The sequence below is a fragment of the Ruegeria sp. HKCCA4812 genome (assembly GCF_013034245.1).
Lineage (GTDB): Bacteria > Pseudomonadota > Alphaproteobacteria > Rhodobacterales > Rhodobacteraceae > Ruegeria.
The window spans coordinates 39927-53303 of sequence record NZ_WQFQ01000007.1 but is presented as its reverse complement, the minus strand read 5'-3'; the positions used below and the strand labels follow the sequence as shown (position 1 = coordinate 53303).

Below are 13377 nucleotides of genomic sequence, written 5' to 3'. Positions count from 1 at the left end.
CCATCGTTTTCAAACCTTCCATTGGCACGGCGTCAGAAAATTGATTCGCCGCAATGCAGGAAGCGTTTCCGATTTCATCGGGTCGATCTGGTCGAATTTCGACAAACTGTCGTTTTCTGTCACTTTCACAGAAATCAACGCGCGGATAAGGTCGGGCCACCTGAAATCCATGGGCCGCCTATGCCAAAATTCGCCGCGAATATCTCTTTGCTCTTTGCCGAACTTCCGTATCTGGACCGGTTTCAGGCAGCGGCAGATGCCGGGTTCAAGGCGGTCGAGATCCTGTTTCCGTACGAACTTGCTGCAAAAGAAACCCGTCGTGCCTTGCTGGCCAACGGGCTCGAACTGGTTCTGATCAACGCGCCCCCGCCGAATTATACCGGTGGCGCACCGGGTTATGCCGCCATCCCCGGCGGTGCGTCCCGGTTTCAGTCTGATATCCGCCGCGTTCTGCGCTACGCTCAGGTGCTGCGGCCGGGCTTCATTCATATAATGTCCGGATACGCAGCCGGGACGGATGCGTTGGACTGCTTCGTGCAAAACTTGCAGTGGGCCGCCGATTTCGCACCGCAGCAGACATTTACGATCGAACCCCTCAATCCGATGTCCCAACCCGGCTATTTCCTGAACGACTATAATCTGGCGACCGAGGTACTGGGCCGCGTGGATCGCCCGAATGTCGGTCTGCAATATGACAGTTTTCACGCACATATGATCCACGGCGACGCGCTGGCCGTCTGGGAGCGTTTTCACCCCAGTGTTGTCCACGCCCAGATTGGGGCCGCCCCCGAACGTTCTGAACCGGGGCGCGGGCCTACGGATTTCGCGCAGCTTTTCGCGGCAATGGATGATGCTGGTTACACCGGTTGGGTCAGCGCCGAATACGCGCCTTCGACGGCTCGAACAGATGCGACCCTGGCTTGGATGCGACGTTGACGCCGTTCATCGGGCTGGAATTCGCTGCCCGAAAGGCGCACAAAACGGGCAAACCGCTTTCGAGGATGCCCGTTATGATTCCTGCCCGCTTTGCCCATGCCATCTTTGGACTGATCATGTCAGGACTGATGTCGTGCATTGTCACCGGGATCGCTACGGTCAAGGCAGTGGGGTTCCATCCTGAAACGCTTGGTGACTGGATGGCGTCCTGGGCCTTTTGCTGGCCCATCGCGTTCACGGTGATCCTGGTCCTAGGACCTTCGGTGAAACGTATGGTCGAAGGGTGGGTCAGGCCACAGGGCTGACCCGGAAGGCTGACCTGGTGCTAGTGCGCCTCGGCCCAGTTCGCACCCTGGCCAGCATCCACGCTCAGCTTCACATCCAGTTTCACCGCCGGGTCCGAGGCACCCTCCATAACCTCGCGCGCCACGTCGATCAGCGGATCCACGGAATCCTCGGCGACTTCGAACAACAATTCGTCATGGACCTGCAACAGCATCTTGGCGGGCAGCCCGTTGATCGCACCCGGCATCCGCACCATCGCGCGTCGGATCACATCCGCCGCAGTGCCCTGAATCGGCGCGTTGATCGCCGCCCGGCGCGAGAATCCTGCATGCGGCCCCTTGGCGTTGATCTCGGGCGTGTGGATTTTGCGCCCGAACAGGGTTTGGACATAACCGTGCTCTTTGGCAAATGCCACCGTGTCATCCATGTACTGGCGAATGCCCGGAAAGCGTTCGAAATAGCGGTCAATGAAACCCTGTGCCTCGGCCCGCGGGATGCGCAGGTTGCGCGCCAGTCCGAAGCCCGAGATGCCATAGATCACACCAAAGTTGATCGCCTTGGCCTGACGGCGGATGTCCGGCGTCATCTCGTCCAGCGGCACGTCGAACATTTCCGACGCGGTCATGGCGTGGATGTCCAGCCCGTCGGCAAAGGCCTGTTTCAGGGTCGAAATGTCGGCGATATGCGCCAGGATGCGCAGCTCGATCTGGCTGTAGTCGAGGCTGACCAGAACATTGCCCGGCTCGGCGACAAAGGCCTCGCGGATGCGGCGGCCCTCCTCGGTGCGCACGGGGATATTCTGCAAATTGGGGTCGGTCGAGGCCAGACGTCCGGTATTCGCCCCGGTGATGGCATAAGACGTGTGCACCCGGCCCGTGTCGGGGTTGATATGGGTCTGAAGCGCGTCGGTATAGGTTGATTTCAGCTTGGACAACTGGCGCCAATCCAGCACCCTGCGCGGCAGTTCATGCTCGGTCGCCAGATCTTCCAAAATATCAGCCCCGGTCGAGTACTTGCCGGTTTTCCCCTTCTTGCCACCTTCCAGGCCCATCTTGTCGAACAGGATCTCACCCAACTGCGCGGGTGAGCCGACATTGAAGTTCTCACCCGCCAGTTCGTGGATTTCAGCCTCTAAACCGGCCATTTTCTGGGCAAAGGCGTTCGACATACGGCTCAGCACGTCGCGGTCGACCTTGATGCCATGCATCTCCATCTCGGCCAGAACCGGCACAAGTGGTCGTTCGAGCGTCTCGTAGACAGTCGTCACCTGCACCCGGTGGAGCTGCGGTTTGAACAGTTGCCACAGGCGCAGCGTTATATCCGCATCCTCGGCGGCATAGGCGGTGGCCTCGTCGATCGGCACCTTGTCGAAGGTGATCGCAGACTTGCCTGACCCCAGCAGCGGCTTTATCGGGATCGGCGTGTGGCTGAGATACCGTTCCGAGAGTGTATCCATACCGTGCCCGTGCTCACCGCCATGCATGGCATAGGACATCAGCATCGTATCATCGATCGGGGCCACATCGATACCGTGACGCCGGAAAATCTTGGCATCGTATTTCATGTTCTGCCCGATTTTGATGATCGACGGGTCCTCAAGCACCGGCTTCAGCAGCGTCAGCGCCTCATCCAGCGGCATTTGCCCGTCAGCCAGCGCGTCTGACCCGAACAGATCATCCGCCGCACCATCGCGGTGGGTCAGCGGGATGTAACAGGCTTCGCCGGCCTCGACACACAGCGAAATACCGACCAGATCGGCTATCATTTCATTCAGACCGGTGGTTTCGGTATCAACAGCGATCCAGCCTCGTTCATGGGCCTGATCGATCCATTTTTGCAAAGCTGCTGCATCACGGACACATTCATACTTTGCCGCGTCAAACGGGATCGTCTCGGCCTCAACTTCCTTGGCCGCAGGCGCCGGAGCGTCGGCGATGGCCGGTGCTTCGGCCCCCAGCTTGTCGGCGATCCGTTTGGTCAGTGTGCGGAATTCCATATCCGCCAGAAAACCCAGCAGGGTCTCTGCATCGGGCTCTCTCACTTCAAGGTCATCCAGCGTGAAATCCAGCGGTGTGTTCTCGTCCAGCTGCACCAGTTTCTTCGACAGTTCGATCTGATCGCGCTTTTCGATCAGGGTCTGCCGGCGCTTGGGCTGTTTGATTTCCTCGGCCCGGTCCAGCAGTGTTTCCAGATCACCGTATTCGTTGATCAACAGCGCCGCCGTCTTGACCCCGATTCCCGGAGCGCCCGGCACATTGTCAACGGAATCCCCCGCCAGCGCCTGAACATCCACGACGCGCTCGGGGCCAACTCCAAACTTCTCGATCACCCCGTCCCGGTCGATGCGCTTGTTCTTCATCGCATCCAGCATCTCGACGCCGTCACCGACCAACTGCATCAGATCCTTGTCAGAGCTTACGATGGTCACGCGGCCCCCAGCCTCGCGCGCCTGAACGGTCAGGGTGGCGATGATGTCGTCGGCCTCATAGCCTTCGAGTTCCTTGCACGCGATATTGAACGCTTTTGTCGCCTCGCGGGTCAGTGGAATTTGCGGGCGCAGGTCCTCGGGCATCGCTTCGCGGTTGGCCTTGTACAGGTCGTACAGATCATTCCGGAATGTGTGCGACCCCTTGTCGAAGATCACCGCCACATGGGTTGGCGCATCCGGCCCGGTGTTCCCTTCGACATATTTCTGAAGCATGTTGCAGAACCCGGACACCGCCCCAATCGGCAGACCATCCGACTTGCGCGTCAGCGGAGGCAGCGCGTGATAGGCCCTGAAAATAAAGGCCGATCCGTCGATAAGATGCAGGTGACATCCTTTTCCGAAATTGCTCATGCGCGCGCTCCCTGTCGGTCAGGGATGGTTCTGCCACAGGGTCGCGCGGGTGACCAGCCAAGAACGCAGCCTAACCGCCAAACAATCCCGAGAAGACGTCAGAGAAACTGTTCAGCAAAGCCATGATCACCAACACCCCCAGCAAGGCAAAAAACGCAAAGGCAAAGAACTGGAACAGGATTGCCCCCGTACCGATAACCATTCCGGCGATGGCAGGGCGCCGCTTTTCGTGACGCAGGATGCCAACGGCCGATACGACGATCGCAAGCCCGCCAAGCATGGCGACACCGATCCGCAGGAAATCATCCAGATCGCGGGCGCGGGCAACGGGCTCGGGCTGTTCCATCCCCGCAGCGGCCCTCAGGGTCGATTTGCCGATCTCGGCCGCCAGTTCGCCCAGCGACACACCCGCAGTCTGCTGAGGTGCAAAGGGCCCCGCCCAGAATACGAACAACGCAGCAAACAACGCCAAAGACGCGATGCAGAACCCAACCCAGCCGAAAACCGGGTTCACAGTGTCAGTGGCCGAAGTTCCGGTCATCACGTATCCCTGCTTTGGTTGCGCCAAAGCACTAACATGAAAACCGAGGCAATATTTGGGCAAAACCCGGTTGATCGGGCAATCAGCCCTGTTCACGGCCCTTCAGCACATATTTGCAGTCGCAATACGGGCATTCGACCCAGCCTGTATCCTCGGGGATTTGCAGCCAGACGCGCGGATGGCCCAATGCGCCTTCGCCGCCGTCACAGGCGACACGGGCGGTTTCGACGATCTTGGTTTCCGGCGCTTCGATGGTCACGGCTGGCGATCCTTCTTCGGTTGTCGGCCTCGCGGGCATGTATTAGGTGCGTTTATGAGCGATGAGCAATCCGGGGGCAAGAGCCACATGAGCGATGCGGCAATCAGGATCGAAGGTCTGCGCAAGACCTATCGTGGCGGCAAGGGTCAGCCTGAGAAACACGCGCTGAAAGGCATTGATTTGACTGTTCCGAGGGGTTCGGTTTTCGGGCTGCTGGGCCCGAACGGCGCCGGGAAATCGACCCTGATCAATATTCTGGCCGGGTTGGTGGTGAAGTCCTCGGGCCGTGTGTCGATCTGGGGCTTCGATCAGGATCAGAATCCGCGGCAGTCCCGCGCCGCGATTGGTGTGATGCCGCAAGAACTGAACCTTGACCCGTTCTTCACCCCGCGGGGCGCCTTGGAAGTACAGGCAGGCCTGTACGGCGTACCGAAATCCGAACGTCGCAGCGATGAAATCCTTGAACTGGTCGGCCTCAGCGACAAGGCCGAGGCCTATGCCCGCACGCTGTCGGGCGGGATGCGGCGGCGGCTGCTGCTGGCCAAGGCGCTGGTGCATCACCCCAAAATCCTCGTGTTGGACGAACCCACGGCAGGCGTGGATATCGAACTGCGCCAGATGCTGTGGGCCAATGTGCGCAAGCTGAATCAGCAGGGCGTGACCATCATCCTGACCACCCACTATCTGGAAGAAGCGCAGGAGATGTGCGACGAAATCGCCATCATCAACCACGGTGAAAAGATCGCTCAGGACAGTACCGCCAACCTGCTGGGCCGCATGGACAGCCGGACCATGGTCATTGTGCCGGACACCCCGGTGGTCGACCTGCCGGTGACCGAAGGCGTCGAGGCCAGCTTACGTGAAGACGGCAGCCTTATACTGCAATATCGCAGCGCCCGGACCAGCGCCGAGCAGGTTCTGGAATCCGTCCGGGCGGCGGGCATCCGCATCCGCGACGTGCGTACCGAAGAGGCCGATCTCGAGGATGTGTTCCTGGCCCTGACCTCCTCGCGGACCGACGATGCTCCGGCCGACGATCAGGACCAGCCGCGCCGGGGCCTGCACCGGGTCAAGCTCTAAGCCCGGTCTATCCGCGCTTGGTAGCAGTTGTTCCGCGCCGATCTGACGTGAATATAGGCCACGTCCGGGCGGGCAAAAATATCGCTGACTTTTGCGTCGATCTGATCTTTGGGCGTGATTGCGCCGGTGCCATAGACGATCCGGTTATCCGGTCCATACCCCTTGATCAGATAGTCGGGTGCACTGGTCAAAATCTCGGGCAGGGCGCCGCCTTCATAGCGCTCGCAAGGCGTTGCGCACAGAAAGATCGGCCCTGTTTCAGCGTATGGATGTGGCTCTAAAAAGGGGCGATGCGCCAATATCAGCATCTCTGCGCCTTCGGGAATGTTCTTCAGGCAGTGGCGACAGGGATTGCCAGCCCCCGACGAAACGGCGCGCTCGGGCGCGGCGCCATATGCATCAGGCTGACCTGCCTGAAGGGCGCGGACTTCGTCAGTGGGCAGAGCGGTGATCTTGAACATATCAGGTCTCCTTTTTCTGCAACCATGCGCGCCTGGCCTGGTCCAGGCGACCCGTTTCCTGCGCAAAGGACTCGAAAAAGAACAAAACGTGAATATAATGTGGAATCGCCATGTATGCCGAGCTGTCGATCACGTCGAACTTCACCTTCCTCACCGGGGCTTCGCACCCCGAGGAGTACATGGAGCGCGCCGTCACCCTGGGCCTGCCCGCCATCGCCATCGCCGATGACAACTCGGTGGCCGGCATCGTCCGCGCCCATACCCAGGCGCGCGAGATCGCCCGCAAGGTGCGCGAGCGCCGCGCGTGGGAGGAGCAGAACACGCCCATCGGCCCGCCCTGCCCCGATCACATCCCGAAACCACCCTCGTTCCCGGTGCATGCGGTGCCGCGCCTGATCCCGGCGGCGCGGCTGATTTTTACCGATGCCCCGCCCGTCACCGTCCTGCCCATCAACCGGCAGGGCTGGGCCAGCCTGTGCCGCCTCCTGTCCACCGGACGGCTGCGCGCGGCCAAGGGCGAGTGCATCCTGCACCTGTCCGACCTGCTGGAATTTTCCGACGGTCTGCACCTGCTGCTCTGGCCACAGGCGGGCCGTCCGAGCGGCGGCGCGAGCGGGTGGCGGACACAGGCGCAACAGCTGACGCGCCGCTTTGCCGGGCGCATGCATCTGCTGATGCATCCCCGCTATGACGGGGCGGATGCGGCATTTTTCCATTTGTTAGAGACTGAATCATATCATCTGGGTCTGCCCACAATCGCCAGCGCCGCACCGATGATGCATCACGGGTCGCGCCGCAAGCTGGGTGATGTGCTGACCGCGATCCGCCTGCGCCGCAAGGTGGACGATCTGGGCCGCCACGCGCTGGCCAATGGCGAACAGCGCCTGCGCTCGGAACCCGAGATGCTGCGCATCTTCAAGGGCTTTGAGGACGCCGTGGCCCGCGCTTATGCGCTCAGCCAGGAACTCACATTCTCGCTGGACGAGCTGCGCTATGAATATCCCAGCGAGGGCAGCGACAAGGAAACCCCGACCCAGCGCCTGCATCGGCTGGCGCATGAAGGGTTGAAATGGCGCTATCCCGCCGGGGCGTCCGAGAAAGCCAAAAAGATGCTGGCGCATGAACTGACGCTGATCGGCAAGCTGAAATACGAACCCTATTTCCTGACCGTCCGCGACATCGTCCATTTCGCCCGCGGCCGCGGTATCCTGTGCCAGGGGCGCGGCTCGGCGGCGAACTCTGTCGTCTGTTTCTGTCTCGGCATCACCGAGGTCAGCCCCGAGATGGGCACCATGGTGTTCGAACGTTTCGTCTCCGAGGCGCGGGACGAGCCGCCCGACATCGACGTCGATTTCGAACATGAACGCCGCGAAGAGGTGATCCAGCACATCTATGAACGCTATGGCCGCCACCGCGCGGGGCTGTGCGCCACGGTGATCCACTATCGCGGCAAGCGCGCCATCCGCGAGGTGGGCCGCGCCATGGGCCTGACCGAGGACACGATTTCCGCCCTGTCCTCGCAGCTGTGGGGGTTCTTCTCGGCCTCGGGGCTCGAGGCGGAACGGATGCGCGAAATCGGCCTCGACCCCGAGGATCGCCGCCTGAAACAGACTCTAACACTGGTGCATCAGATCAACGGCTTCCCCCGCCATCTGTCCCAGCATGTGGGCGGGTTCATCATCACCGAGGGTCGTCTGGACGAGCTGGTGCCCATCGAGAATGCCACGATGGAGGACCGCACCGTCATCTGCTGGGACAAGGACGACATCGACAGTCTGGGCATCCTCAAGGTCGATGTTCTGAGCCTTGGCATGCTGACCTGCATCCGCAAGGCCTTTGACCTGGTCGGCCAGCATCATCAGACCAGCTATACGCTCGCCACCCTGCCGCCCGAGGACCCGGCGGTCTATGACATGCTGTGCAAGGCAGACTCGGTGGGCGTGTTCCAGGTGGAATCACGTGCGCAGATGAACTTCCTCCCCCGGATGCGGCCGCGCAATTTCTATGATCTGGTGATCGAGGTCGCCATCATCCGCCCCGGCCCCATCCAGGGCGACATGGTGCATCCCTATATCCGGCGGCGAAACGGCGAGGAAGAGGTCAGCTTTCCCTCGGACGCACTGGGCGAGGTGCTGGGCAAGACGCTGGGCGTGCCGCTGTTTCAGGAACAGGCGATGCAGATCGCCATCGTCGGCGCGGGCTTCACGCCGGAACAGGCCGACCGGCTGCGGCGGTCGCTGGCGACCTTCAAGAAGCATGGCAATGTCAGCGAATTCCGCACCCTGTTCCTGCGCGGGATGCAGCGCAACGGCTATGACGCCGAATTTGCCGAGCGGTGTTTTTCGCAGATCGAGGGGTTCGGCTCCTACGGATTCCCCGAAAGCCACGCGGCCAGCTTTGCGCTGCTGGTCTATGCCAGCGCCTGGATCAAGTGCCACCATCCGGGGATTTTCGCCTGCGCGCTGCTGAACTCGCAGCCGATGGGCTTCTACGCCCCCGCCCAGATCGTGCGCGATGCGCGCGAACATGGCGTGCAGGTGCGCCCGGTCTGCATCAATGCCAGCTTCTGGGATAACGTGATGGAGCCCGACGGCCATGGCGGGCTGGCCCTGCGGTTGGGCTTTCGCCAGATCAAGGGCCTGAGCGAGGAGGACGCCAGCTGGCTGACCGCCGCGCGCGGCAATGGCTATCATCAGGTTGACGACGTCTGGCGCCGCGCGGGCCTTGGCCCCTCGGTGATCGAGCGTCTGGCCGAGGCCGATGCCTTTGCCGCCTGCGGCCTGACCCGGCGCGAGGCGCTGTGGCAGGCCAAGGCGATCGCCACCGCCAGGCCCCTGCCGCTGTTCGCGCAGGATCTGGAAGGCGAGGCGCTGGACGAGCCCGCCGCCCATCTGCCCCGGATGTCGCTGGGCGAACAGGTGGTCGAGGATTACGTCGCCACCCGCCTGAGCCTGCGGGCGCATCCCGTGGCCCTGTTGCGGCACCTGCTGACACCGGGGCAGCGCGACAATACCACCTCTGTCACATAACGCCGGAACCGCCTATCTGCCAAAAAACAGAGTCGAAAACAGGCCACCATGACCAGACCAACCCTTCCGCCGCGCTTTCCCGCGACGCCCGAGCAGATCAACGCACAGGTTCGCGCCTTTTACGCCCGTGTGCGGCAGGACGCGGTACTAGGCCCGGTATTCGCCAACCATGTCACCGACTGGCCCGCGCATGAGGAAAAGATCGCATCCTTCTGGCGCAACGCCATCCTGTTCGAACGCAGCTATGACGGCAACCCGCAGCGGGTGCATATCGAACGACCGGACGTAAAGCCCGAGATGTTCGCCCATTGGCTGGACCTGTTCGAAAAGGTCGCCACCCAGACCCTGCCCCCGGAAACCGCCACACCCTGGGTCGCTCTGGCGCGCCGCATCGGTGTTGGGATGAAGGCCGGGGTGCAATCGGCCCGCCAGCCCAAGGACGCGCCACCGATCCTGCGTTGAGCTCACGTCATGGCTGCCTTGCGATGTTAGCGGTAAATTAGGGGCTATGCGGGTCGAGAAAATAGAGTTAGTCAGAGACAAGACAGCCCCTTTTGTGCTGCCCCTTCACATCGACACATCACCCGAGGCTGACCCATGAGCACTCAGAACACCACCCTCCGGGGTCTTGGCTATGCATTCGCGGGCTTTGCGGTCTTTGCCACCCATGACGCGCTGATCAAGACGCTGGGCGGGACCTACTCGGTGATGCAGATCATCTTTTTTGCCACGCTGTTTTCCTTTGTCCCGATGGCAGTGACGATCTTGACGGACCGGACCACGGGCAACTTCCTGCCGCATCACCCCTGGTTGGTGTTGCTGCGCTCGGGTCTGATGGTCACAGCCATGTCCTGCGCGTTCTATGCCTTTTCGGTCCTGCCCCTGGCCGAGGTCTATTCGTTGCTGTTTTCTTTCCCGCTGATCGTCACGGTCCTGTCGATTCCGATACTGGGCGAAGTCGTCCGGGCCCAGCGCTGGGCTGCGGTTGGCGTGGGTCTGATCGGGGTGCTGATCGTTCTGCGCCCCGGCGCAACGGATATCACGCTCGGCCATCTGGCCGCCCTGATGGCCGCATTCTGCAGCGCCTTTGCATCGGTGCTGGTGCGCAAGATCGGGAACGAGGAACGCTCGGCCGTCCTGATCCTGTATCCGATGCTGCTGGCGATCGCGGTCATGAGCCTGGCCCAACCGGCCGTTTATCAGCCGCCGTCGCTGTTGCATCTGGCCATGATGGCGCTGGTCGGCGTGTTTTCCGTGATCGCCCAACACCTGATCATTCTGGCCTATCGCGCTGCACCCGCCGGTGTGGTCGCGCCCAGCCAGTACAGCCAGATCATCTGGGCCACGATATTCGGCATGATGTTCTTTGGCGAAACGCCCGACATGTGGGTCGCAGTCGGGGCCAGCATCATCATCGCGTCCGGTGTGTTCGTTGTCTGGCGCGAGAGCCGGGCCAATGTATCGCCGAACAAGCCGGTTCTGCGCGTCCGCTCGCCGCGCTCTGACACCGGCGCCTCGGCGCGGCCAGGGTCGTAGGGCGGCCGCTACTGATCTTTCAGTCTGATCTTCCGGCCACCGTTTTCGCCTGTTTCCTCGAACTTCCCGGTGGCTCGTACCAAATCGCTCAGCCGCTTGAAGCCGTAGGTTCGCGTGTCAAAATCCGGATAGTTCATGCTGAGCTGACTGCCGACCCAGCCAAGGCCGGCCCATCCGTCCGGTTCCTCGGATTTGAGCACGACATTCCGGATCAACTGATAAGCATGGTTCAGCTCTTGTTTGGGAGAGGGCTTCTTAGCTTTCTCCGGGGAATCGTTCACCTGCACCTCCTCCTTTTTGATATTCTCGATGTAGATGAACCGGTTGCAAGCCGCGACAAAGGCTTTGGGCGTCTTTTCTTCGCCGATCCCGAACACACTCAACCCTTGTTCTCGGATCCGGCTGGCAAGCCGGGTAAAGTCGCTGTCTGACGACACCAGTACAAACCCACCGAACCGGCCGGAATGCAATATGTCCATGGCATCAATCACAAGGGCGATGTCCCCGGCGTTCTTGCCAGTGGTATTGGCGAATTGCTGGTGCGGAACGATGGCATATTCCGCCAGCTTCTCAGCACTCCAGCCTTGCGGGGTACCGCCCGAGAAATCTCCGTAGATCCGGCGCAGGCTTGCCTCACCCAATGTGGCAACTTCTTCGAAAATCTCGGCAACATGCTTTGCCGGAACATTCTCGGCGTCAATCAGAACGGCCAGGCGTTCCGTTGCTTCAGTGGTCAATTTAGTCCCTCTATTCAGATATTTATCAATATCCTGAAGATAGGAGACAAAAAGGGCGGGTTAAACCCCGCCCTTGCAATTTCTGGTTGTCAGTAAATCACCACCGACCGGATGCTTTCGCCCTTATGCATCAGGTCGAAGCCGGTGTTGATGTCGTCCAGACCCATGGTGTGGGTGATCATCGGGTCGATCTCGATCTTCCCTTCCATGTACCAGTCGACGATCTTGGGCACGTCCGTGCGCCCACGTGCACCGCCGAAAGCTGTACCGCGCCACGACCGGCCAGTGACCAGCTGGAACGGACGGGTCGAGATTTCGGCCCCCGCGGGCGCAACGCCGATGATGATCGACTCACCCCAGCCTTTATGCGCCGATTCCAGCGCCGCGCGCATCACGCCGACATTGCCTGTTGCATCAAAGGTGTAATCCGCGCCGCCCTTGGTCAGGTTCACCAGATAGGGCACCAGATCGCCCTCGACCTCGGACGGGTTGACGAAATCGGTCATGCCGAACTTGGTGGCCATCTCGACCTTGGCGGGGTTCAGGTCGACGCCGACGATCTGATCGGCCCCGGCCAGACGCAGGCCCTGAATCACGTTCAGACCGATCCCGCCCAGACCGAACACGATGGCGCGGCTGCCGATTTCAACCTTGGCAGTGTTGATCACCGCGCCGATGCCCGTGGTCACGCCGCAGCCGATATAGCAGATCTTGTCGAACGGCGCGTCCTCGCGCACCTTGGCCAGCGCGATTTCCGGCAGGACCGTATGGTTCGAGAAGGTCGAGCAGCCCATGTAGTGCAGGATCGGATCGCCATCCAGCGTCGAAAAGCGCGAGGTGCCGTCGGGCATCAGCCCCTGGCCCTGCGTCTCGCGGATGGCCTGGCACAGGTTGGTCTTGGGATGCAGACAGTATTCGCACTCGCGACATTCGGGGGTGTAGAGCGGGATCACGTGATCGCCTGGCTTCAGGCTGGTCACACCCGGTCCGACCTCGACCACCACGCCGGCGCCCTCGTGCCCCAGAATGGCCGGGAACAGGCCTTCGGGGTCGGCGCCCGACAGGGTGAATTCATCCGTATGACAGATGCCAGTGGCCTTGATTTCAACCAGAACCTCGCCCGCCTTTGGGCCTTCAAGGTTCACATCCATCACTTCCAAAGGTTTGCCCGCCTGTACGGCGACGGCAGCACGGGTACGCATGGTACTTATCTCCCTGTCACTTTTGCCCCGACCCTGCGTCAAATACAGGGTGTTTTCAACTGTGCTTTCTTGGCAGGTTGGCTAATTATTTGATATTGCAGAAACGACATTGCCAGAATGAGGAACGCCAATGCACCGTTTTTTACCGATCTTTATCTTTCTGGCGGCCTGCGCAGACACAAGCGTTCCGCAGGATGTCGCCACCACCTCAGAAGACGCACCTGTTGATCTGGCATTTTGCAAGGGCGAGCCCTTTGCCGAATCCGTCGGTCAGCCCGTTTCAACGATTCAGGCCGATCTTCCCGAACGGTCTCGTGTTTTGGGCCCGGATGACATCGCCACACAGGATTACCGTATCGACAGGCTGAACGTCTATGTGAACGGCGCCGGTGTTATTCAGCGTCTGACCTGCGGGTAAGCGTGGACTCGGCAGGTGATTCTGAATTAAGAACAAAATAAGAACATCACTGAT

14 protein-coding genes are annotated in these 13377 nt (G+C 61.0%); 7 read left to right on the top strand and 7 right to left on the bottom strand.

From position 1 onward, the window contains the following. Positions 1-9: 9 nt before the first annotated feature. Positions 10-171 (bottom strand): hypothetical protein, encoded by a 162-nt coding sequence (locus tag GOW04_RS17130; protein ID WP_171233359.1) that lies wholly within the window; start codon positions 169-171, stop codon positions 10-12. 9 nt (positions 172-180) lie between these two features. Between GOW04_RS17130 and GOW04_RS17125 the strand changes: the two genes are divergently transcribed. Then, positions 181-936, top strand: a complete 756-nt coding sequence (locus GOW04_RS17125; RefSeq protein ID WP_171233391.1) for a hydroxypyruvate isomerase family protein — start codon at positions 181-183, stop codon at positions 934-936. Positions 937-1010: 74 nt separating this feature from the next. Next, positions 1011-1241 (top strand): DUF2798 domain-containing protein, encoded by a 231-nt coding sequence (locus tag GOW04_RS17120; RefSeq protein WP_171117031.1) that lies wholly within the window; start codon positions 1011-1013, stop codon positions 1239-1241. 20 nt (positions 1242-1261) lie between these two features. Here GOW04_RS17120 and polA read toward each other — a convergent pair whose 3' ends face one another. The 3 genes from polA to GOW04_RS17105 all read right to left on the bottom strand — a co-directional run bounded on the left by polA (position 1262) and on the right by GOW04_RS17105 (position 4860). After that, entirely contained in the window at positions 1262-4060 is a 2799-nt protein-coding gene (gene polA / locus GOW04_RS17115) for a DNA polymerase I (RefSeq protein ID WP_171233390.1), read from the bottom strand. Positions 4061-4130: 70 nt separating this feature from the next. Beyond that, positions 4131-4628: a hypothetical protein gene (locus GOW04_RS17110; protein ID WP_171233389.1), complete on the bottom strand. Its 498-nt coding sequence runs from the start codon at positions 4626-4628 to the stop codon at positions 4131-4133. A 55-nt stretch (positions 4629-4683) separates the two neighbouring features. After that, a complete protein-coding gene (locus GOW04_RS17105; RefSeq protein ID WP_152459472.1) occupies positions 4684-4860 on the bottom strand; it encodes a zinc-finger domain-containing protein in 177 nt (58 codons plus the stop codon). Between the two features lie 87 nt (positions 4861-4947). Between GOW04_RS17105 and GOW04_RS17100 the strand changes: the two genes are divergently transcribed. Then, complete coding sequence (locus tag GOW04_RS17100) at positions 4948-5940, top strand: ABC transporter ATP-binding protein (RefSeq protein WP_171233476.1); 993 nt, start codon at positions 4948-4950, stop codon at positions 5938-5940. Here the strand turns inward: GOW04_RS17100 and GOW04_RS17095 are convergent. Then, positions 5937-6401, bottom strand: a complete 465-nt coding sequence (locus tag GOW04_RS17095) for a DUF1203 domain-containing protein (protein WP_171233388.1) — start codon at positions 6399-6401, stop codon at positions 5937-5939. The genes GOW04_RS17100 and GOW04_RS17095 overlap by 4 nt on opposite strands. A gap of 110 nt (positions 6402-6511) precedes the next feature. On the opposite strand from GOW04_RS17095, the gene GOW04_RS17090 reads away from it, so the two are divergent. The 3 genes from GOW04_RS17090 (at position 6512) to GOW04_RS17080 (ending at position 10966) form a co-directional block, all read left to right on the top strand. Continuing rightward, positions 6512-9430 (top strand): error-prone DNA polymerase, encoded by a 2919-nt coding sequence (locus GOW04_RS17090; protein WP_171233387.1) that lies wholly within the window; start codon positions 6512-6514, stop codon positions 9428-9430. A 48-nt stretch (positions 9431-9478) separates the two neighbouring features. Beyond that, on the top strand, positions 9479-9892 hold the full coding sequence (locus GOW04_RS17085) for a group III truncated hemoglobin (RefSeq protein ID WP_171229990.1): 414 nt from the start codon (positions 9479-9481) through the stop codon (positions 9890-9892). Between the two features lie 135 nt (positions 9893-10027). After that, the gene (locus GOW04_RS17080; protein ID WP_171233386.1) at positions 10028-10966 is read left to right on the top strand and encodes a DMT family transporter; all 939 of its coding nucleotides are present in this window, start codon (positions 10028-10030) and stop codon (positions 10964-10966) included. An 8-nt stretch (positions 10967-10974) separates the two neighbouring features. On the opposite strand, the gene GOW04_RS17075 is transcribed toward GOW04_RS17080, so the two are convergent. Both GOW04_RS17075 and GOW04_RS17070 read right to left on the bottom strand, forming a co-directional pair. Continuing rightward, positions 10975-11703, bottom strand: coding sequence for an NYN domain-containing protein (locus GOW04_RS17075; protein ID WP_171233385.1), 729 nt, complete (start codon positions 11701-11703; stop codon positions 10975-10977). Positions 11704-11792: 89 nt separating this feature from the next. Then, positions 11793-12905 carry an S-(hydroxymethyl)glutathione dehydrogenase/class III alcohol dehydrogenase gene (locus GOW04_RS17070; RefSeq protein ID WP_171233384.1) on the bottom strand — a complete coding sequence of 371 codons (1113 nt, stop codon included), beginning with the start codon at positions 12903-12905 and terminating at the stop codon, positions 11793-11795. Between the two features lie 130 nt (positions 12906-13035). Between GOW04_RS17070 and GOW04_RS17065 the strand changes: the two genes are divergently transcribed. Continuing rightward, complete coding sequence (locus GOW04_RS17065) at positions 13036-13323, top strand: I78 family peptidase inhibitor (protein ID WP_171233383.1); 288 nt, start codon at positions 13036-13038, stop codon at positions 13321-13323. Positions 13324-13377 lie beyond the last annotated feature (54 nt).